Raw genomic sequence first — 21,659 nt, 5'->3', positions numbered from 1 at the left:
GCCGGGCCGCGACCGCACTGGTCGCGGTCCGGCCATTCCCGTCCGCACAGGCACTCACCGACTGGATTTCACACAAGCGATGGCAGCTCTCCAGACTTCAGCGCCCCCGGCCTCCCCGGGGCAGGAACGCCGCGTCATTGTCCGGCGCAAGCGGACCGTGGCCCAGCGGTTCCGGTCCGACTGGCCGCTCCTGCTCATGACGCTCCCCGCGATGGCCCAGCTCGCGGTGTTCTTCTACTGGCCCTCGGCCTGGAACATCATCGCGTTCATGGACTACAGCCCCCACCGCGCGTTCTGGGACAACCCCCTGGTGGGCTTCGCCTGGTTCGAGCGGCTCTTCGCCAACCCGTACTTCACGCCGGCGCTGCTGAACACGCTGAAGTACTCGTTCGCGAACCTGCTGTTCCTCTTCCCGCTGTCGATCATCCTCGCGCTGGTCATGCACAGCGTGGTCTCCACCAAGGTGCGCAGCGTCTTCCAGTCGATCGTGTACCTGCCGTACTTCTTCTCGTGGGTCCTCGTCGTCACGGTCTTCGTGCAGACGCTCGGCTCGGACGGCCTGGTCTCCAACTGGCTGCTCGGCCTCGGCGGCGACCGGCTCTCCTTCACGTCGAACCCGGACACGTTCCTCTTCCTGGCCTGGCTGCAGTGGGCCTGGAAGGACGCCGGCTGGGGCATGATCATCTTCCTGGCCGCCCTGGCGTCGATCAACCCGAGCCTGTACGAGGCGGCGGCCGTCGACGGCGCGAGCCGCTGGCGGCGGATGTGGCACATCACGCTGCCGGGCATCCGGCCGGTGATCGTGCTGCTGCTGATCCTCCACATCGGCGGGATCCTCACCGTCGGCTTCGAGCAGTACCAGCTCCAGCGCGACGCGATCGGCTACCAGACCACCGAAGTGCTCGACACCTTCATCTACTACCGCAGCGTCATCGGCACCGAGGGCCCGTCCTTCGGCACCGCGGCCGGCCTGTTCAAGGGCGTGATCGGACTGATCCTCGTCCTCGTCGCCAACAACGTCGCGCACCGCCTCGGAGAGCAAGGGATCTACCAGAAGTCATGACCGCCATCGACACCAAGATCAAGCCCCGCAGCGCCCGGAAGAACACGCGCCCCGTCTGGGACGAGGAGCCGTCGCTGCTCGGGAAGCTCGTCAAGGCGCTCTTCCTGATCTGCTACGGCGCGGCCATCGTCCTGCCGATCTGGGCGGTCGTGGCCACCAGCTTCGCCAGCGAGCAGTCGCTGACGGCCGCCGGCGGCAACCTGCTGCTCATCCCCACCGACGTGAGCCTCGCGGCCTACCAGGAGATCTTCGACGGCGGTGCGCTCACCAAGTCGCTGATCCTGACGATCGGCCTCACGGTCGGCGGCACCGCGCTCAGCATGGTCCTCACCATCGGTGCGGCGTACGGGCTCTCGCGGCCCGGCTCGCTCCTGCACCGGCCGCTGCTCATGCTCGTGCTCTTCACGTTCCTGTTCGCGCCGGGCCTGTACCCGAGCTTCCTGGTCGTGCAGAAGCTGGGCCTGTTCGACAACTACCTGTCGATCATCCTGCCGATGGCGTTGAGCGCCTTCAACCTGATCGTGCTGCGCTCGTTCTTCATGAACAGCGTGCCGACCGAGCTGCTGGACGCGGCGCGCATGGACGGCGCGGGCGAGTTCCGCACCCTGTTCAAGATCGTGCTGCCGATGTCGAAGGCGATCCTCGCGGTCATCGCGCTGTTCTACGCGGTCGGCTACTGGAACATCTACTTCTCGGCCGTGCTGTACATCCCGGGCCTGGACACGCAGCCGATCCAGGTCGTGCTGCAGCGCATGCTCATGTCGACGCAGGGCCTGCCCGGCGCGGCGGCGAACGTGAGCCAGTACCAGTCCGCCGCCCCGGACTCGGCGCTGAAGATGGCCGTGGTCGTCTGCACGATCATCCCGATCGTGATCATGTACCCGTTCATCCAGAAGCACTTCACCAAGGCCGTCATCACCGGCGCGATCAAGGGCTGATGGAAAGCTCCCCCTGGTGAGAAGGGCCGTCTCCGCATCGCGGAGGCGGCCCTTTCAGTTGTCTCGGGCGGAGAACGCAGCGGTGAGGGCGGCGGCCGGGACGACGGCGGCGTCGAGGGCGAGGAGAGCGCGCCGGCGTCCGGCGGGCACGGCGACCTCGATCCCGTGCTCGTCGAGGACTCGCAACGGCCCCAGCAGTTCCACTCGCATGCGGTCCGCTTGCCGCGCCGTGCGGGTTCGCGGGGCGCCGGTCCGATCCGCGGCGACTCCCCAGTGGAATCTGCTACTTGCATGAACAGGTTGTCACGGCATATCAGGGCTTTATCAGTGCTTTTCTGTCAAGTTCCCGACTGATCGAACATACGACCCGATCGCGCACGTACTGTCGTTCACAAAACCCCGATTGTGAGGTGCGGTGTCCGCCATGGCGATCAGTCTCGATTACCACCACGATTCCCAGTCCCGCACTGCCGAGTCCCGCGACCCGGAAGGAGAGCCCCCCATGAGTCCTGGCCCCGCGGGCGCGCACATCGCCGGATACTGCGTCGAGTTCCGGCTCGAGACCCGCGACAACGGGGCCCAGGTGCTCCTCGCCCAGGATCCCGACGGCGTCGCCGCCGCGGTGGCCACGATCGTCGCCGCGGACCTGCTCCAGGTCGCGACCGCGCTCGTGCGCGACCGGCCCGGCTACGCGCCCGGCGGCCGGCCCGACCACGGCCTCAAGATCATCGCGGACAAGGCCGCGGAGGTCGGGGCGCTGGCCTACTACGGGCCGGGCGGCGAGGACTACGGTCCCGGCGCCTGGGTCACCTTCTCGAACGAGCCGCAAGCCCCTCACCTGCGGCTGTACCGGGACATGGCGACGGAGAGCACGTTCCCGCCGGACGCGCACATCGCGCTGAGCACGCTGGCGCGGGCGGTGGAGGACTTCCGGGCGACGGGCGGCCTGCGTCCGTCCGGCTGCATGTGGCGGCCGAGCACGGTCTGGTGACGCCGGCGCGGTGAAGACGCCGTGGCGAGTGCCCTTGTGGCATCGACCGCCTGACGGGATCGCGGCCCGGTACCGAGCCCGCCACTGGATAGTCTTTGCTGTCATGAGCACCAGTGACGCCGTGGCCGTGCGCTTCGCGCAGGTCGGGGACGCGCCTGCGGCCAGCGCGATCCTCAACCACTACATCGCCGAGTCGACGAGCAACTTCCGCACGGAGCCGTACGAGCCCGAGGAGTGGGCGGAGCAGTTCACGGCGAACGCGGACCGCTTCCCGTACCTCGTGGCGGAGGTCGGCGGGGCCGTGGCGGGGCTGGCGTACGCGAGCCCGTGGCGGCCGAAGCAGGCGTACGCGTGGACGGCGGAGTCGACGGTGTACGTCTCCCCGGACCACCAGGGCCTGGGCATCGGCTCGCTCCTGTACGGCGAACTGCTGAAACGCCTTGAGCAGCAGGGCTTCCGCAGTGTGATGGCCCAGATCTCGCAGCCCAACCCCGGCTCCGAGGCACTGCACACCCGGTTCGGTTTCGAGCTGCTGGGCAGCATCCGGGACGCCGGGTTCAAGCACGGTTCGTGGGTGGGCGTGGGCATCTGGCAGAAGGTCCTGGCCGAGCCGGAGCACCCGCCCGCGCCGACGGCGCCCGTGGAGCGCTAGCCCCCCGCAGGCTTCCCGCTCGCCGCAGGCGGACGCGCCCGCGGTGTACGACCCGACGACGGGCGAGTGGCGCTGAGGTTCCAATGAACCTCTAATGGTTCTCGCGTGGAACGCAGAGCCCCCGCCCCTTCTGTTCTGTGCATGGGTAAATACCCTCGTGAGGGTTGACGCGCCGCACGGCGAGTCGAATCCAATTGATGGGTGTGGGGTAGCGATCGGGCCCGGAGCGGAAGCTCCGGGCCCGATCGCATTTTCCTTGCGTCCTAACGAACACCGTAGAGGTGCTCGAGGGCGAGCTGGTCGAGGCGCTCGAAGGCCATGCCCTTGGCGGCGAGGCCGTCGACGTCGACCTTGACGTCCTTCAGGTCGGCCCAGGTCTCGCCTTCAGCCAAGGTGGGGGTCGCGAGCTGGTCGACGCGCGCGTCCGTGAGGGCCTGCTGGACCTCGGGGTCGGCGCGGAAGGCGCGGACCTTCTCCTGCAGGATCTTGTAGTTGCGCATGCAGGCGGCGGCCGAGACCCACACGCCGTTGTCGTCCTCGGTGCGCGGGGGCTTGAAGTCGAAGTGCACGGGGCCGTTGTACTGGCCCTTGGCGATGCCCTCTTCGACCGCGTCGACGGTCCAGAACGCCCCGCCGACGTTGCCGGCGCCGAAGCGCAGGTCCTGGTCGAAGCGCGGACCGGTCTGGCCGTTGAGGTCGATGTGGTAGAGCTTGCCGTGCCACATGGCCTGGCGGATGCCGGCGGCGTAGTCGAGGCCCGCCATCTCCTCGTGCCCGATCTCGGGGTTGAGGCCGGTCAGCTCGGGCTGCTCGAGCTCGTTGATGAACGCGAGGGCGTGGCCGATGGTCGGCAGCAGGATGTTGCCGCGGGGCTCGTTCGGCTTCGGCTCGATGGCGAAGCGGAGGTCGTAGCCCTGCTCGGTGACGTAGGCGCCGAGGGTGTCGAAGGCTTCCTTCATGCGGGACAGCGCGGACTGGATGTCCTTGGAGCCGCCGTACTCGGCGCCTTCGCGGCCGCCCCACGCGACGTAGATCTCGGCGCCGAGCTCGGCGGCGAGGTCGATGTTGCGCATGACCTTCGAGATGGCGAAGCGGCGCACGTCGCGGTCGTTGTGGGTGAAGCCGCCGTCTTTGAAGATCGGGTGGCTGAAGAGGTTGGTGGTCGCGGTGGTGACCTTGAGGCCGGTCTCGTCGAGGGCCTTGCGGAACGCGCCGACCTTGGCGTCGCGCTCGGCTTCGGAGGCGTCGAAGTCGAACACGTCGTTGTCGTGGAAGTTGACGCCGTAGGCGCCGATCTCGGCGAGCTTGCGCACGGCGCGGTCGGCGCTCATGGCCTCGCGGGTGGCCGAGCCGAAGACGTCCTGAGCCGCCCAGCCGACCGTCCAGATGCCGAAGGAGAACTTGTCCTCGGGCACCGGTGCGTACTTGTCGGTCATGATCTGTCCTTTTCTCATTGGTGTGCGGCCCAGGACGAGGTCTCGTCCCGGAGCGTCGCGTACTGCTCTGACACATTGGCGGCGGCCGTGCCGGTGAGCCGCGCGGTGTCGCCTGTCTTCCACTGTGGCGGGGTCTTGGCGCCCGTCAACGCCCATGCTGCCTGCTTGGCGGCGCCGAGGGCCACGTATTCGGCCGACGGGGGCACTTCGACGTCGACGCCGAAGACGCTCGGGGCGATGCGGCGCACGGCCTCGGAGGCGGACGCGCCGCCGATGAGGAGGACGCGCTTCGCCGTGAGTCCTTGGGCGGCCATGGCGGCGAGCCCGTCGGCCTGGGCCGAGAGCATGCCTTCGACGGCGGCGCGGGCGAGGTCTTCGCGGGTCGCGCCGGTCGTGAGCCCGGCGAGGACCCCGGTGGCGCCCGGGCGCTTGGGGGTCCGTTCGCCGTCGAGGTACGGCAGGAGGGTGAGGCCTCCGGAGCCGGGCTCGGCGGCGAGCGCGAGCCGGTCGAACTCGGCGTGGTCGACGCCGAGGAGGGACCGGAAGGTGTCGAGGACGCGGGCGGCGTTGAGGGTGCACACGAGCGGCAGGAACCGGCCGGTGGCGTCGGCGAACCCGGCCACGAGCCCGGAGGCGTCGGCGGCGGGGACGTCGGAGACGCCGAAGACGGTGCCCGAGGTGCCGAGCGAGACGGCCACGTCGCCGGGCCCGAGGCCGAGGCCGAGCGCGGCGCCGGCGTTGTCGCCGGTGCCGGGCGCGACCGCCGCGCCGGAGGCGGTGCGGCCGACGATCTCGTTCGGGGCGGCGACGCGCGGGAGCGCGAGGTCGCGGCCGAAGGCCTGGACGAGCCGGTCGCGCACGTAGCCGCCCGTGGCGGGCGACCAGTAGCCGGTGCCGGAGGCGTCCGAGCGGTCGGTCGTCGCCTCGGCGGCGGTGACGCCGCGGAGCTTCATGGTGAGCCAGTCGTGCGGGAGCATCACCGAAACAGTTTTCGCCGCGTTTTCGGGCTCGTTCTCGGCGAGCCAGGCGAGTTTCGTGGCGGTGAAGGACGCCGCGAGGACCAGGCCGGTGTCGGCGGCCCAGGCTTCGGGGCCGCCGTGCTCGGCGGTCAGCCGCTCGGCCTGCGGGGCCGAGCGGGTGTCGTTCCACAGCAGCGCGGGCCGCACGACCTGGTCGTCCGCGTCGAGCGCGACCATGCCGTGCTGCTGCCCGGCGACGGCCACGGCCTCAGCGCGGTCCAGCAGGCCTTTGCCGGCCTCCTGGAGCGCCTCCCACCACGCTTCGGGCGGGCACTCGGTCCCGTCCGGGTGGGAGGCGCGACCGGAGTCGACGATCTCGCCGGTCTCGGCTTCGACCAACAACACTTTCGTCGACTGCGTCGATGAGTCGACTCCGGCCACCAAGGTCATCTAGTTACGCTCCAGCTCCACGTTCGCGGGCTTGCCCGCAACATCTACGACGCTCACATTAGCGATATCCGCCGGGCCTGTCGACACCAGGGTCACAACAGTTTCTGAAACTGTTTCGCTCTGCTTCTGAACGACGTCCACGGTCGTGTCGCCGTCGACGTCGCTGATCACGATCCCGCGGTCCGGAGTGCCCCAGACTTCGAGGGTGATGCCCTCGAACGCGCCGTCGCCGATGGTCGCGCCCGGCGCGACGCGCGGGAGGATCGCGCCGTAGCGCACGAACACCGGGAAGGTCTCCAGGCCGTGCTTGGTGTCGATGTAGCGCCCGCCCTCGTGGACCGCCTTGGTCCAGAAGTCGATCCACCGGCCCTCGGGCAGGTAGACCTTGCGCTCGCCCGACGGGTCGTTCACCGGCGCGACGAGGAGGTCCTTGCCGAAGCGGTACTCCTGGTCGGCGTTCCACGCCACCGGGTCGCCCGGGTCGTCCACATTGAGCGCGCGCAGGACCGGCTCGCCGGTCCGCGAGGCGTGCACCGCCGCGGAGTAGATGTACGGCATCAGCGAGTACCGCAGCTGCAGCGACTCCACCGCGAGGCGCTCGGCCTCCTCGGAGAACTCCCACAGCTCGCGGGTCGTCGTGCCGTGGTAGCGCAGCAGCGGCGAGAGCGCGCCGAACTGGGCCCAGCGGATGTACAGGTCGTTCGTGGGCGTGCCGTTGAAGCCGCCGGTGTCGTGCGACCAGAACGGGATGCCCGAGAGGCCGTGCGAGAGGCCGCCGCGGATGGTGCCGCCCAGGCCGTTCCACGTGGTCTGCACGTCGCCCGACCACTGCGCGGAGTGGCGCTGCCCGCCCAGGAACGACGAACGCGCCCAGACCAGCTCGTGGCCGTTGACCTCGCGGGTCACCTCGACCACCGCGTCGTTGTAGAGGAGCGTGTACACGTTGTGCAGCTCGGTGCCGCTCATGCCGTTGAACGCCACCGCGTCAGCGGGCACGCCCTCGGCGAAGTCGGTCTTGTACAGCGCCGCACCGGCCTGCAGCGGGCCGCGCAGCAGCTCCTTCCACCACGCGGTCGCGTCCGGGTTCGTGAAGTCGACGATGCCGCTGGCCTCGTGCGAGCCGTTCCAGACGTCGGCCACATAGGTCTCGCCCTTGGCGTTCTTCAGGAAGTAGCCGCGCTCGTCGCCCTCGGCGAACACCGCGGACTTGGCGGAGATGTACGAGTTCATCCAGAGGCAGACCTTGAAGCCCTGCTCCTCCAGCGCCGCGAGCATGCCCTGCGGGTCGGGGAAGCTCTCGTCGTCCCACTGCATGTCCGACCAGTGCGGCTCGCGCTGCCAGAACGTGTCCAGGTGCAGCACGTCGCAGGGGATGCCGCGCTCGCGGATCTTCTTGGCGCGCTCCATGACCCGCTCGGCGGTGTCCACGAAGAAGCCCGAGGAGATCCAGGTGCCGAAGGCCCACTTCGGCGGCAGCGAGGGACGCGAGGTCAGGCCGTTGAACCGGTCCAGGACCTCGGCCGGGGCGCCGCCCAGCACGAAGTACTCCATGACCGCGTCCGGCACGACGAACTCGACGGCCGAGTGGGTCGCCTGCGCCATGTCGAACTCGACGGGCGCGCCGGAGTTGACGAGCACGCCGTAGCCGCGGTCGGAGACGAAGATCGGGACGTTCTTGTACGCGCGGATCGACTCCGAGCCGAACGCGTCGAAGTTCCACATCACCGGGCGCTGGCCACGCGCGTTCAGCGGCGCGAACCGCTCGCCGAAGCCCGCGAAGGCCTCGTCCGGTCCGGGGGTGAACGACTCGTGGTAGGCGACCGGCTGGCCGTCCACGAGGGACCGGCCGAAGGGGAGCGAGCGCATGCGGCCCGAGATGTCGGTCTCGCCGGGGTTCTGGACGAGGAGGGTCCTGCCGGCCGCGTCGGTGTACTTGAGCGACCAGGTGGCGAGGGTGGCGACGGCGCGCACGGCGCCGGCGTCGACGACGACGGTGTCCCCGTCCACTTCGATGCTCGCCTCGGCGTAGGCGCCGGAGTGGACCAGCTCGATGATCTTCTCGGCGTCGGGGCGGGCCGCGGGGTCGGCGGAGAGGCGGGTGCGCACGACGCCCTCGGCGACCGCGGCGAGCCCGATGTACAGCTCCTCCCCCGCGTTCGTCGTGGCCTTCAGCAGGATCGAGGCGGGGCCGGTCTCGGCCACCTCGGCGCTCGTGACGGCGGACAGACCCGGCTCGCCGACGGCTCGCTGGGGAAGCTCCGGGGGGTCGGCGACGAAGAACTCGCGGGCGACCAGCGGCGGGCGGTAAGGCATTCGAGGCTCCTGCCTGTTGAGGGTGTGTACGACAGCGCGCGAGCCGTTGGGTCGGCACGACGTCCATTAGTTTATCGACTATCCGAACAAATTGCGACCGGGGGCGATGAGATTCCACACCGCCGTTTTCTGAGGCGGGTCCGGCCAGTGGGGCGCCGGGGGCCCGCATCCGCCCGGTGCGCCGAGTCGCCCACACCGCGGGCGCGGGAAAGCTACCCTGGTCGGTGCGACCGCCCGAAGCTCACGTCGCGGGCCAACGCCAAGAGCACCAGTCCGATGAGCCCAGCCCGATGCGAGGTACCGAGATGTCCACCGTTCGCTCCAGCCTTTCCGACGAGAACCGCGAGACCACCGCGAAGGCCCTCCAAGGCGCGCTCGTCGACCTCGTCGACCTCTCCCTCGTCGGCAAGCAGGCGCACTGGAACGTCTACGGCAAGAACTTCCGCTCGCTCCACCTCCAGCTCGACGAGATCGTCGTGTCCGCGCGCAACGCCACGGACCTCGTCGCCGAGCGCGCCATCGCCATCGGCGTGAGCGCCGACGGGCGCGCGGCCACGGTCGCGGAGACCTCCTCGGTCCCCAAGATCCACGACGGCCAGATCAGCGACACCGAGGTCGTCTCGCTGTTCATCGAGGCCTACACGGCGATCATCGCCAACATGCGCGAGCGCATCGAGGTCACCGAGTCGGCCGACCCGGTCACCCAGGACCTCCTCATCGGCGTCACCGCCGAGCTCGAGAAGCAGAGCTGGATGTTCCAGGCCGAACTGGCCTGAGACGACGGAGCGGTGAGGGCTGGGACGCTTGCGGCGTCCCAGCCCTCACCTGTGCGAAGAGATGAGTCTTAGGCGGGTGTGCAGGTCACCGTCGGCACCGATGCGGTCGAGCCGTCGTTCTTGGTGATGTTGAAGCCGAACGTGGTCGACTGGCCGGCCGCGAGCGTGCCGTTGTACGTCTCGTTCGCGCCGCTCACCGTCGCCCCGGTCAGGCTCCCGGTGACGCTCCAGGCGTTGGAGATCCGCTCCGAGCCCGGCCAGGTCCACGCGACCCTCCAGCCGTTCAGGTTCTGGTTGGCCTTCACCGTGGCCGAGTATGTCGCGCCGGTGTTCCACGGGCTCGACACCGAGAGCGTCGCCGTGCAGCCCGAGCCGGTGGGCGGCGCCGAGGTGGTCGCCGGGTCCGAGGTGGCCGGGGTCGTGGTCGGGTTGCCGGTGCCGCCGCCGCCGAGCGCGTTCAGCACGGCGGTGTAGGCGGGCTTCTTGGAGTAGTCGTCATTGAAGAGCAGCGCCGCACCGGTGCCGGGGAAGGTGCCGGGCACCCACGAGTCGTTGTCGCGCAGGCCCCAGACGGTGATGCCGGAGCAGTCGGCGAGTTCGGCGCAGATCTCGGTCACGCGCCGGTAGTCCTCCGCCTGCTGCGCCAGTTCATTGGCGTCGGCCGGCGTGTTGAGCCGGATGTCCAGCTCGGTGATGCGCACCTTCAGGCCCAGGTCCACGAAGCGCTGGAGGTTCGCCTCCATGGTGGAGGGCACCTGGCCGAGGATGAGGTGGGACTGGAAGCCGACGCCGTCGAGGATGTTCTGCGACTTCAGGCCCTGCGCGATCCGGTAGATCGTGTCGGACTTGGCGTTGTCGCCCTCGATCGAGTAGTCGTTGATGTAGAGGTCGGCGTTCGGGTCGGCCGCGCGGGCGGTCTGGAACGCGGTGGTGATGTACCCCTCGCCCATGGTGCGCAGCCAGAACGAGTCCCGCATGGCGCCGTTGTTGTCGCTGACGACCTCGTTCACGACGTCCCAGGAGTCGACCCGGCCCTCGTAGCGGTTCGCGACGGTGTTGATGTGGTCCACCATGGCCGAACGCATGGCCGTGGCATTGAGGCCCTGCACCCAGCTTGGGGTCTGAGCGTGCCACACGAAGGTGTGCCCGTGGACGGACTGGCCGTTGTCCTCCGCGAAGTTCACGAGGGTGTCGGCCTGGGAGAAGGTGTAGTTGCCGTCCTGCGGTTCGGTCGCGTCCCACTTCATCGCGTTCTCGGCGGTGAGGGAGTTGAACTCGGTGGCGATGAGGTTGCGGTACTGCGCGTTGTTCTGGAGTTTGTTGACGTCCACTGCGACGCCGATGTCCTTGCCGATGGCGTCGGCGGCGCCGCGCAGGGTGGTCGACTGGGCGCCCGCGAACTGGGTCGAGAGCCCGATGCCGAGCGCCGCCGTCGCGAGGGTGACGACCCCCGCGATCAGGGCGCGTCGGCGTTGACGGGAATGCAGCACGGTTTGCTCCTCAAGGTGGTGCCGCGCCGTGAGGGAACGAGGCTGTTCGAAGGATGGGGCCGAGCGGGAGCGGAGCGCTCCCAATCAGGTGAGCACAGCCTAGCGAATGCATAGATGATGGTCAATACCAGGACGCGGGAGCCGCCGTGCCAAATATTCGTCAATATGACGAGAAAAATACTCGTCAAACTGACGAGAATTGGTATCATGCCTGTATGGACCCCCTCCAGACGAAACCCGCTTACCACCACCCGATCCCTTGGCAGATCCTCGCCGCACTCGCGCTCATCTGCTGCAACATCCTGTCCCTGGCGTTCCAGGCCACGCTGCTGCTGATCGTCGGCGACCAGCTCCCCGAGCCCGGCCCGCACCTGGTCCTGGGGCTGCTGGCCGGCACCGGCTTCGCCGCGCTGACCAATGTGGTCATGGCGGTGTGCATCGCCGCGCGCCGGAACTGGGCGCGCTCGCTCGAGATCGCGCTCTGCGTGATCGGCTGCTTCTACTACGTCCCGGCGGCCGTCGGGATCAGCCTCGCGCCAGTCCCGACCAGCTTCGGCCTCGACGCCGGGGCCGTCCTCGCCACCTACCTCGCCCTGGCCCTGAGCCTCGCGCTGCTCTTCCTGCTGCACAACGAGAAGGCCGCGGCGTACACGTACCTGGGCGGCGGCGCGCCCCGGCCCGAGGCATGACGAAGGGCGGGCCCGGAACCCCGGACCCGCCCTCAGCTCAGGGGACTACTTGGCGACGATCGAGACCATCTTGCCCGCCACCACGATGACCTTCTTGACGTCCTTGCCGGCCAGGTTCGCGGCGACCTTCTCCTCCTCCAGCGCGGCGGCCTTCACGGCCTCCTCGTCGGCGCCCGCGGCGACCTCGATGCGGCCGCGGACCTTGCCGTTGATCTGCACCGGGTAGGTGACGGTGTCCTCGACCAGGTGGCGCTCGTCGGCGACGGGGAAGTCCACATAGGCGATGCCGCCCTCGTGGCCCAGTCGCTCCCACAGCTCCTCGGCGATGTGCGGGGCGATCGGGGCGACCATGGCGACCAGGGCCTCGGCGGCCTCGCGCGGGACCGGGTTCAGGCCGGTCAGGTGGTTGTTCAGCGTGATCAGCTTGGCCACTGCGGTGTTCATGCGCAGGTTCTCGTAGTCCTCGCGGACGCCGGCGATGGCCTTGTGCAGCTCGCGCAGGGTGGCCGGTTCGGGCGCGACGTCGCTGACGTTGACCTCGCCGGTCTCCTCGTCGACGATGTTGCGCCACAGGCGCTGCAGGAACCGCTGGGAGCCGACGATGGCGCGGGTCTCCCAGGGCTTGGAGTCGGCCAGGGGGCCCATCGACATCTCGTAGACGCGGAAGGTGTCGGCGCCGTAGGACTCGCAGACCTCGTCGGGGGTGACGACGTTCTTCAGGGACTTGCCCATCTTGCCGTACTCGCGGTCGACCTTGGCGCCCTTGTAGGTGTAGACGCCTTCGGACTCCTCCTCGACCTCTTCGGCCGGGACGTAGACGCCGCGGTCGTCGGTGTAGGCGTAGGCCTGGATGTAGCCCTGGTTGAACAGGCGGCGGAAGGGCTCGCGGCTGGAGACGTGGCCCAGGTCGAACAGGACCTTCTGCCAGAAGCGGGCGTACAGCAGGTGCAGGACGGCGTGCTCGACGCCGCCGATGTACAGGTCGACGCCGCCGACGTCCTCGGCGTCCTGCGGGCCCATCCAGTAGGACTCGTTGGCGGGGTCGGCCAGCTTCGCGGCGGCCTTCGGGTCGGTGTAGCGCAGTTCGTACCAGGAGGAGCCGGCCCAGTTGGGCATGGTGTTCAGCTCGCGGGTGTAGGTCTTGGGCCCGTCGCCCAGGTCCAGTTCGACCTCGACCCAGTCCTTGGCGCGTCCCAGGGGCGGCTCGGGGGCGGAGTCGGCGTCCTCGGGGTCGAAGGTCTTGGGCGAGAAGTCGTCCATCTGCGGCAGTTCGACGGGCAGGTGCTCGTCGCCCAGGGCGACGGGCAGGCCGGTCTCGTCGTAGACGATCGGGAAGGGCTCGCCCCAGTAGCGCTGGCGGCTGAACAGCCAGTCGCGCAGGCGGAAGGTGGTGGCGCCTTCGCCGCGGCCGTGCTCGACCAGCCAGTCGATCATGCGGGCCTTGGCGTCGGTGACGTTCAGGCCGTCCAGGAAGCCGGAGTTGACGGCGGTGCCGTCGGCGGTGAAGGCGGCCTCGCGGTCCCACTCGCCGTTCCCGGCGATGACCTGGACGATGGGGATCTCGAAGGCGGTGGCGAAGTCGAAGTCGCGCTCGTCGTGGGCGGGGACGGCCATGATGGCGCCGGTGCCGTAGCCGGCCAGGACGTAGTCGGCGATGAAGACCGGCACGTTCTCGCCGTTGACGGGGTTGGTGGCGTAGCCGCCGGTGAAGACGCCGGTCTTCTCCTTGGCGTCGGCCTGGCGCTCGACGTCGGTCTTGGCGGCGGCCTGGGCGCGGTAGGCGGCGACGGCCGCGGCGGGGGTCTCGTGCCCGCCGGTCCAGGAGGCGGGGACGCCGGCGGGCCAGGATTCGGCGGTCAGGGCCTCGACCAGGGGGTGCTCGGGGGCCAGGACCATGTAGGTGGCGCCGAACAGGGTGTCGGGGCGGGTGGTGAAGACGCGGATGTCGCCGGCGTAGGTCGCGAAGTCGACGAACGCGCCGGTTGACTTGCCGATCCAGTTGCGCTGCATGGACTTCAGGGACTCGGTCCAGTCCAGTCCGTCCAGATCGGCCAGCAGGCGGTCGGCGTAGGAGGTGATGCGCATCATCCACTGCTTCAGGGTGCGCGTGTAGACCGGGAAGTTGCCGCGCTCGGAGCGGCCCTCGGAGGTGACCTCCTCATTGGACAGCACGGTGCCCAGACCGGGGCACCAGTTGACGGGCGCCTCGGTCACGTAGGCCAGGCGGTGGCCGTCGATGACACGGCGGCGCTCGACCGCGCCCAGTTCGGACCACGGGCGGCCGTCGGGAGTCGGGCGCTCACCGGACTCGAAGGCGGCGATCAGCTCGTCGATCGGGCGCGCCCTGTCGGCGTCGGTGTCGTACCAGGAGTTGAAGATCTGCAGGAAGATCCACTGGGTCCACTTGAAGTAGTCCGGGTCGGTGGTGGCGAACTCGCGGCGGTTGTCGTAGCCCATGCCGACCAGGCGCAGCTGGCGCCGGTACCGCTCGATGTTCTCGGCGGTGATCTCGGCGGGCTGGCGGCCCGTGGCGATCGCGTACTGCTCGGTGGGCAGGCCGAACGCGTCGAAACCCAGCGGGTGCAGGACGTTGAACCCGGCCATCCGCAGGTAGCGCGAGTACGCGTCGGTGGCGATGTAGCCCAGCGGGTGGCCCACGTGCAGCCCGGCCCCGGAGGGGTAGGGGAACATGTCCATCACGAACTTCTTGGGCGCCCCGGCGCGCGGGTGGCCCGGCTCGGCCAGGGACCCGGTCGGGTTGGGGGCGCGGAAGGTCTGCTCGGCCTCCCAGCGCTCCTGCCAGCGCGGTTCGATCCGGTTGGCCAGCTTGGCGTCGTAGCGGTGTGCGGGTTCGGTCATGACTCGTCCTGTGGTCCTGTGATGGCTCTGGGTTCGGGCTGCGGCTTCCGGGTTGACCCTCCTCGGCGCTGCTTGCGAGCCGTAAATTGGCACGGGCAGCAAAAAACCCCTGGCATGCAGGGGTGGCCGTGCTGGTTCTCTCCAACACGGCTATCTAAGGAGCGCGGAACGCCGGGACATGCCACCCAGTGTAGCGGAGGCGGGGTCCGGTGGCGCGTGACATAGGCGCTGGGCGCGTCCGAGTAGGATGGCGGACAGGCGACCGTAACGCGGGACGGCGTGTCAGGTCGCGCAATCCACTGACTTTCCCGGGAGGACCATTGACCTTCGAGTCGTCCCCAGGCCAGCCGCCGCAGGCACCCGCGCCGCTCTCCCCCCAGGAGTTCAAGGCGACGGCGGAGGGCATCCTCACGAACGTCGAGTGGGTGATCGAGGGCAAGTCCCACACGATCAAGCTCGCGCTCGCGGTGATGCTCGCGGAGGGCCACCTGCTGCTGGAGGACGTGCCGGGGGTCGGCAAGACCCAGCTGGCGAAGGCCCTGGCCCGCTCGGTCGACTGCTCGGTGCGGCGCATCCAGTTCACGCCGGACCTCCTGCCCTCGGACGTGACCGGGGTGAGCATCTTCGACCCGGAGAAGCGCGACTTCGTGTTCAAGCCGGGCGCGATCTTCGGGAACCTGATCCTCGGCGACGAGATCAACCGGGCCAGCCCCAAGACGCAGTCCGCGCTCCTGGAGTGCATGGAGGAGCGGCAGGTCACGGTCGACGGGAACACGTACAAGCTGCGCAGCCCGTTCATGGTCATCGCCACCCAGAACCCGGTGGAGATGGAGGGCACCTACCCGCTGCCCGAGGCGCAGCGCGACCGGTTCGCCGCGCGCCTGGCGATCGGGTACCCGGACATCAACGCGGAGCTGGCGCTGCTGGACCGCCGCGAGGAGTACAACCCGCTCGACGCGCTGCGGCCGGTGGCCGACGCGGAGATGATCGTGCGGATGATCGCGGCCGCGCGCGCGGTGCACCTGGCGCCGGAGCTGAAGCGGTACGTGGTCGACCTGGTGGCCGCCACGCGCACGAACGCGCAGGTCCGCCTGGGCGCGAGCCCGCGCGCGACGCTGCAGCTGCTGCGGTGCACGCAGGTGCTCGCGGCGATGGACGGGCGCGATTTCGCGCTCCCTGACGACGTGCAGCAGTTGGCGGTGCCCGTGCTCGCGCACCGGCTCATCCCGACCACGGAGACGACGATGGGCGGCGGCGACACGAAGGCGATCGTCTCGGACATCCTCCGGCACGTCCCGGTGGTGTCCCACCCGGGGAGGTTCTAGGCGTGGAGCTCACCGGGCGCGGCAAGACGCTGCTGGCGGTGAGCGTGGTCGTCGGCCTCGTCGCCCTGGCTGTGGGCGAGGGCGATCTGCTGCGGGCGGCGCTGCTGGCGCTGGTCGCGCCGCTGGGCGGGCTCCTGCTGCTGCGCTGGGCGCGGCCCTCGCTGGAGTCGAACCGGGTGCTGAACCCGGCGCAGGTCGAGGCCGGGCAGCCCACGCAGGTGCGCCTGGGCATCCAGAACACCGGCCGGGGCCGGCCGCCGGCCCTGATGCTCGAGGACCGGATCCCGTACCGCCTCGGCAACCGCCCGCGGCTCGTCCTGGAGCGCCTGGCGCCGGGGGCGCGGAGCGTCGTGAACTACACGATCACGCCGGGCACGCGCGGCGCGTACGAGCTGGGGCCGCTGACGGTGCGCACCTCGGACCCGTTCGGGCTGGCCGTGTGCGTGCAGGAGTTCCCGCTGACGACCGAGCTGATCGTGACCCCGCGCATCCAGCCGCTGCGCAGCCTGCTGCTGCCCGGCGGGGCCGGGATGTCCTCCGGGGAGTCCGCGGCGCACACCGTCGCGATCACCGGCAACGACGACATCGCCGTGCGCGAGTACCGCCACGGCGACGACATGCGGCGCGTGCACTGGAAGGCCAGCGCGCACCGCGGGCAGCTCATGGTGCGCCGCGAGGAGCAGCCGTGGGAGAACAACGCGGCGATCCTGCTCGACGTGCGCCGCGGCGCGCACCGCGGGGAGGGCTCGAGCTTCGAGTGGATGGTGGACGCGGCCGCGTCGGCGATGGTGCGCCTCTCGCGGGACGGCATCGACCCGTGGCTGATCACCGCGCACCGCGACTTCGAATGCCGCCAAGGCGATTACAGCCAGGCGATGCGGTACCTGGCGACGGTGTCCGCCGCGCCCGAGGCGCCGATCGCGCATCTGGTCGAGAAGGCGCAGCGGTCGCGGTCGGTCTCGGGGATCGTCGCGTTCCTCGGGCACCTGACGCCGGAGGAGGCCGCCTCGCTGGGGCGGCTCGCCAAGCGCGGCGGGGCGTGCACGGCGCTCGTCGTCGACCCGGTGCGGTGGATCCCGAAGGCGGCCACGAGCCGCACGGACCCGCGCGAGCAGGCGTTCGCCGAGCAGCACATCGCGGCAGTCTCGGCCCTGACGAACGCAGGCTGGCAGGTGATCCCGGTGGTCGCCGGGACGGAGCTGCGCCGGGTGTGGACCCGCTTGGGCGCGTGGAGGACTCTCGCATGAACGGACAGCGGCACGCCACGATGGTCGCGGCGGCCACCCTGGCCTTGACGCTGACGCCGCTCATCGGCGTCTTCGAAGGCCTCGGCTGGACCGTGCCGGTGCTGCTCACCATCACGGTGATCGCCACGACCGGGTCGCTCCTGCGCGCGGCCGGGCGCGGGCAGGGCCTGCAGACCCTCGCCATGTGCGCCGGGCTCCTCGTCGTCCTCACCGCGGGGTTCGGCGACGGCACCGCGCTGCTGTTCGTCATCCCGACGCCGGACACGTTCGTGCACTTCGCGTTCCTCGCCGGGGAGGGCACCTCCGCGATCGTCCGCGAGGCGCCTCCGGTGACCCCGGACGGCGGCATCCTCTTCCTGACGCTCTTCGGGATCGGGCTCGTCGCGATCCTCCACGACATGTTCGTCGTGGGCCTGCGCACCCCCGCGCTCGCGGGGCTCACGCTCCTCACCATGTACCTCGTGCCGGTGTCGGTCGCGCCGGACGCGACGGCCTGGTTCTGGTTCATCCTCCCGGCCGTCTCGTACCTGTGGCTCCTCGCGGACGACAACCTGCGGCGCGTCTCCGCGTTCGGGCACCGCTTCACGGGCGCGGGCCAGCTCGTGTCGCAGCGGTTCCCCTCCCCCATGGCGCGCACCGCCCGCTGGTCGGCGGCCGGGTTCATCCTCGTCACCCTCATGGCCCTCACCGTGGTGCCCACCAACACCTCCGGGTTCATCGACCGTGTCGCCGAGGACTTCCGGGGCGGCACGGACGCCGGGCTCGGCGACGTCAACCCGTGGGCGAACCTCTCCGGCGCGCTCAACCGGCCCGAGGCGGTCGACGTCCTGCGCGTCACCACCGACGACCCGAACCCGCGCTACCTGAAGATGCACGTCCTCGACGAGCTCACCTCGGACGGCTTCGGCCCCGACGACTACGAGGGCGGCGCCTCGCTCGACGACCTCGACGGGGGCGGCGGCACCGACGTGTACACCGCGACGATCGAGAACCTCGCCCTCGAAGCGCCCGTCGTGCCCGTCTACGGCAACCCGAGCAGCGGCTTCGACATCGACGGCGACTGGAGCCTCGACGAGGACACCGGCGTCGTCGTCGGCGACGGCTCCGACATGAGCGAGGTCGACTCGTACTCGTTCTCCTACGACGACCCGGTGTACGACGCCGCGACCCTCGCCGACGCCGGCGGCATGGACCCCGACGACGAGCGGTGGGAGGAGAACACCCGCCACCCCGACGTGCCCGAGCTGACCGCCATCGTCGACGACGCGCTCGGCGGCGCGTCCACAGTGCACGAGAAGGTCCTCGCCGTCCTCGACTACCTGTCCGTGAGCAACGGCTTCCGCTACACGCTCGAGACCGCCGACGCGGGCAACGACGAGGCCATCCTCGACTTCCTCGAGACGAAGGAAGGCTACTGCCAGCAGTACGCGGCCGCGATGGCGTGGATGCTGCGCGAGGCCGACGTGCCCGCCCGCGTCGTCGTGGGCCTCTCCCAGGGCTCGCGCGACGGCGAGGACTGGGTGCTCACCAGCCACGACTACCACGCGTGGGTCGAGGTCTACTACGAAGGACCGGGCTGGGTCACCTACGACCCGACCCCGTCCGCCGGCGTGCCCGGCTCCGTCTCCTTCCCGTGGGCCACCGAACCGCAGCCCGAGGACGAGCCGACCACCGAGCCCGGCGCGAGCACCGCCCCCAGCGGCTCCCCCAGCGACGGTCCCGCCACCGCCGAGGGCGCCCCGTCCGAAGGCGCCGACCAGCCCACCGACGGCCTCACCGCGCAGGCCGCCGACGGCGGCTCGGACGGCGGCAGCGGCTTCAACCCGGCCTGGCTGCTCCTCCTGGTCCTCGTCGTCGTCCCGTTCATACCGGCCGTGTGGCGCGGGCTGCTGCGCCGCCGCCGCCTCGACCCGGCCCGCCTCACCGCCAAGACCGCGTGGGACGAGGTGCTCGACCTCGCCCTCGACTACGGTGTGGGCCTGAGCGACTCGCTCACCCCGAGACAGGCCGCCGGAGTCCTCGGCCAGGCCGCGCCCGGCGCGCGCGACGCCGCGAACGCCCTCGGCTCGGCCATGGCCCGCCACCGCTACTCCCCGCACGGCGCGGACACCGCCGGGCTCGCGGACGCGGTGCGCGACCTGCACTCCGAACTGGACAAGAACGCCGAGACGCGCCGCCGCTACCAGGCCATGCTCTGGCCCGCGTCGCTGCTCCTCAAGCTCACCGCCAGGCGCGCCGAGGAGACCTCCCGCCTCGCGCGCCGCTCGGCCCGCGCCACGGACCGGGTGCGCGCGGCGGTGCGGCGTCCGCGACGTTCGAACAGCCGCAGGGATCGGTCTGTCACAGGTCGCCCTTAGGGTGGCGTACATGTACAGAAGCGGGCCAGCCGAGAGCGACACGGGCTTCACCCAGCCGACCCTCGACAGCCTGGGGACCCCGCTGTCCGAGGTCGTGTTCTGCGTCGTCGACCTCGAGACCACCGGTCTCGCGGCCGACGCCTGCGGCATCACCGAGATCGGCGCCGTCAAGGTCAAGGGCGGCGAGGTCGTCGGCGAGTTCGGGACCCTCGTCAACCCCGGCGAGTCCATCGACCCGCGCGTCACCCGCCTCACGGGCATCACCGACGAGATGGTCGCGGACGCCCCCGGCATCGAGGCGGTCCTCCCCGCGTTCCTCGAGTTCGCGCGCGGCTGCACGCTCGTCGCCCACAACGCCGGCTTCGACATCGGGTTCCTGCGCCACGCCTGCGAGCTCACCGACACGCGCTGGCCCCGCCCGCCCGTGATCGACACCGTGGTCCTGGCCCGGCGCCTCACCGACAAGAGCGAGGTCCCCAACCGCCGCCTCGGCACCCTCGCGCGGCTCTTCGGCTCCCCGGTGACCCCGAACCACCGGGCCCTGGACGACGCCCGCGCCACGGTCACCGTGCTGCACGGCCTCATCGAGCGCGCCTCCGGGCACGGCGTCACCACGGACGCCGAACTCGTCGAGTTCTGCCGCGCCATTCCCTCTGAGCTGCAACGCCGCAAGCGACACCTCGCGGACGGCCTCCCGCACGCCCCCGGGGTCTACATCTTCCGCGACGCGGACGACCGGGCGCTCTACATCGGCGTGTCCGTGGACGTCGCCGCCCGCGTCCGCAGCTACTTCTCGGCCGCCGAGCAGCGGCGGCGGCTGCGCGACATGCTCGCCTCCGCCGAACGCGTCGAGGTCGTCGAGTGCGCCCACCGGCTCGAGGCCGGCGTGGCCGAGCTGCGACTCATCTCCGGCGGCAAGCCGCCCTACAACCGGGCCGCGAAGTTCCCCGAGCACCGCTCGTGGGTGCGCCTCACCGACGAGCCGTACCCGCGACTCCAGATCTCCCGCAACCCGCCCGGCCCCGGCGTCCCGCGCCTCGGCCCGACCTCCGGGTCGCAGGCGCAGGCCGCGATCGGCGCGATCGAGGCGGCCCTGCCGATCCGGTCCTGCCGGACCCGCTTGTCCCCCAAGCGGATGTCGCCCTCGTGCGTGCTCGGCGAGATCGGCAGGTGCGCGGAACCGTGCCGCCACAGCGTGAGCGTCGAGGAGTACGCGGCGATCGCCGAGCGCGCCGCCCGCGCCATGGACGGCGACCCGGCCCCGGTCGCCGCGGCCGTGGGCGAGCGCCTGACCGAGCTCGCGGAGGCCGAGCGGTTCGAGACCGCCGCCGAGAAGCGCGACGAGCTCGGGGCGTACCTGCAACTGGCCGCCGCAACGCACCGCACCAGGAGCCTCGTGGCGGCCGGGGAGATCGTCGCGGCGGGCCGGGCCAAGGGCGGCGGCTGGGAGATCGCCGTGATCCGCCACGGCCTGCTCGCCGGGGCCGCCCGCACGCCGCCCCGCGCGGACCCGATGCCGCACATCGCGAAACTACGCGAGACCGCCCGCGTCGTCGCCCCCGTCGACGACGTCACCGACGCCGCGCACGCCGCCGAGACCCGCCTCCTCCTCGAATGGCTCGGCCGCCCCGACGTCCGGCTCGTCATGGTCGAGCACGCCTGGGCCAGCCGCCTCGACGGCGCCGAACGCTGGAACGGCGCGATCCCCCACGACCCGTCCCCGTGGCGCCGCGCCAACGGCGAACGCTGACCGCCCACCGGCATCTCGCCACACCCCGCATGCCCGAACCGCTCTCGTGTTCGGCGCCCTGTCACACTCATCCGGCACCATCGAAACCGGGGGCGGCTCCGCGCCGACACACCCGACCCCGGGGGCGCCGAACCTTCCACATCATGGGACACGACCGCGAACCCTCCGCTGTCCCAACGACACCCACCGTGCCAGCCACCGGGACTCCCCCAAACCGGCGAATCGGACGTGAGTCGTCTCGCATTCATTTGCGGCGCTTGGAGTCTCCCCGGACCGGCCCGCGCGGGTACGCTGTGTCATCCGCCGATCGCGGCGGCCCCGCCGAAATCCGACAGTGTCTAGTGTCGATTCTCTCCAGGAATCG

Annotated in this window: 16 protein-coding genes; 10 read left to right on the top strand and 6 right to left on the bottom strand. The window is 70.5% G+C overall.

The genetic code is table 11. The features are described from left to right. Positions 1-79 precede the first annotated feature (79 nt). On the top strand, positions 80-1,063 hold the full coding sequence (locus O2L01_RS10025) for an ABC transporter permease (protein ID WP_270121782.1): 984 nt from the start codon (positions 80-82) through the stop codon (positions 1,061-1,063). After that, positions 1,060-2,001 carry a carbohydrate ABC transporter permease gene (locus O2L01_RS10020; protein ID WP_270121781.1) on the top strand — a complete coding sequence of 314 codons (942 nt, stop codon included), beginning with the start codon at positions 1,060-1,062 and terminating at the stop codon, positions 1,999-2,001. The genes O2L01_RS10025 and O2L01_RS10020 overlap by 4 nt, the downstream gene beginning before the upstream one ends. A gap of 54 nt (positions 2,002-2,055) precedes the next feature. Here O2L01_RS10020 and O2L01_RS10015 read toward each other — a convergent pair whose 3' ends face one another. Further along, complete coding sequence (locus O2L01_RS10015) at positions 2,056-2,211, bottom strand: hypothetical protein (RefSeq protein ID WP_270121780.1); 156 nt, start codon at positions 2,209-2,211, stop codon at positions 2,056-2,058. A 292-nt stretch (positions 2,212-2,503) separates the two neighbouring features. Here O2L01_RS10015 and O2L01_RS10010 point away from each other — a divergent pair, with 292 nt between their 5' ends. Continuing rightward, positions 2,504-2,992, top strand: coding sequence for an Imm1 family immunity protein (locus tag O2L01_RS10010; protein ID WP_270121779.1), 489 nt, complete (start codon positions 2,504-2,506; stop codon positions 2,990-2,992). Between the two features lie 103 nt (positions 2,993-3,095). Next, entirely contained in the window at positions 3,096-3,644 is a 549-nt protein-coding gene (locus tag O2L01_RS10005; protein WP_270121778.1) for a GNAT family N-acetyltransferase, read from the top strand. 263 nt (positions 3,645-3,907) lie between these two features. On the opposite strand, the gene xylA is transcribed toward O2L01_RS10005, so the two are convergent. Genes xylA through O2L01_RS09990 form a run of 3 tightly spaced genes read right to left on the bottom strand, consistent with a single transcriptional unit; the run spans position 3,908 to position 8,802 of the window. After that, positions 3,908-5,080, bottom strand: a complete 1,173-nt coding sequence (xylA, locus tag O2L01_RS10000) for a xylose isomerase (RefSeq protein WP_270121777.1) — start codon at positions 5,078-5,080, stop codon at positions 3,908-3,910. A 14-nt stretch (positions 5,081-5,094) separates the two neighbouring features. Further along, a complete protein-coding gene (xylB, locus tag O2L01_RS09995; protein ID WP_270121776.1) occupies positions 5,095-6,489 on the bottom strand; it encodes a xylulokinase in 1,395 nt (464 codons plus the stop codon). Continuing rightward, positions 6,490-8,802 (bottom strand): TIM-barrel domain-containing protein, encoded by a 2,313-nt coding sequence (locus O2L01_RS09990; RefSeq protein ID WP_270121775.1) that lies wholly within the window; start codon positions 8,800-8,802, stop codon positions 6,490-6,492. Between the two features lie 305 nt (positions 8,803-9,107). On the opposite strand from O2L01_RS09990, the gene O2L01_RS09985 reads away from it, so the two are divergent. Next, complete coding sequence (locus O2L01_RS09985) at positions 9,108-9,578, top strand: Dps family protein (protein ID WP_270121774.1); 471 nt, start codon at positions 9,108-9,110, stop codon at positions 9,576-9,578. A gap of 68 nt (positions 9,579-9,646) precedes the next feature. Here the strand turns inward: O2L01_RS09985 and O2L01_RS09980 are convergent, their stop codons facing one another. After that, entirely contained in the window at positions 9,647-11,068 is a 1,422-nt protein-coding gene (locus tag O2L01_RS09980; RefSeq protein ID WP_270121773.1) for an endo-1,4-beta-xylanase, read from the bottom strand. Between the two features lie 215 nt (positions 11,069-11,283). Here O2L01_RS09980 and O2L01_RS09975 point away from each other — a divergent pair, with 215 nt between their 5' ends. Continuing rightward, on the top strand, positions 11,284-11,757 hold the full coding sequence (locus tag O2L01_RS09975; protein ID WP_270121772.1) for a hypothetical protein: 474 nt from the start codon (positions 11,284-11,286) through the stop codon (positions 11,755-11,757). A 45-nt stretch (positions 11,758-11,802) separates the two neighbouring features. On the opposite strand, the gene leuS is transcribed toward O2L01_RS09975, so the two are convergent. Further along, positions 11,803-14,616, bottom strand: coding sequence for a leucine--tRNA ligase (gene leuS, locus O2L01_RS09970; RefSeq protein WP_270121771.1), 2,814 nt, complete (start codon positions 14,614-14,616; stop codon positions 11,803-11,805). Between the two features lie 320 nt (positions 14,617-14,936). On the opposite strand from leuS, the gene O2L01_RS09965 reads away from it, so the two are divergent. Genes O2L01_RS09965 through O2L01_RS09950 form a run of 4 tightly spaced genes read left to right on the top strand, consistent with a single transcriptional unit; the run spans position 14,937 to position 21,295 of the window. Next, the gene (locus O2L01_RS09965) at positions 14,937-15,941 is read left to right on the top strand and encodes an AAA family ATPase (protein ID WP_270121769.1); all 1,005 of its coding nucleotides are present in this window, start codon (positions 14,937-14,939) and stop codon (positions 15,939-15,941) included. 2 nt (positions 15,942-15,943) lie between these two features. Next, positions 15,944-17,188, top strand: coding sequence for a DUF58 domain-containing protein (locus tag O2L01_RS09960; RefSeq protein WP_270121768.1), 1,245 nt, complete (start codon positions 15,944-15,946; stop codon positions 17,186-17,188). After that, positions 17,185-19,545 (top strand): transglutaminase TgpA family protein, encoded by a 2,361-nt coding sequence (locus O2L01_RS09955; RefSeq protein WP_270121767.1) that lies wholly within the window; start codon positions 17,185-17,187, stop codon positions 19,543-19,545. The genes O2L01_RS09960 and O2L01_RS09955 overlap by 4 nt, the downstream gene beginning before the upstream one ends. 10 nt (positions 19,546-19,555) lie before the next feature. Beyond that, positions 19,556-21,295 (top strand): DEDD exonuclease domain-containing protein, encoded by a 1,740-nt coding sequence (locus O2L01_RS09950; protein ID WP_270121766.1) that lies wholly within the window; start codon positions 19,556-19,558, stop codon positions 21,293-21,295. Positions 21,296-21,659 lie beyond the last annotated feature (364 nt).

The organism is Glycomyces lechevalierae (assembly GCF_027622945.1).
Lineage (GTDB): Bacteria > Actinomycetota > Actinomycetes > Mycobacteriales > Micromonosporaceae > Glycomyces > Glycomyces rutgersensis.
This window is presented reverse-complemented; position numbering and strand designations above follow the sequence as displayed.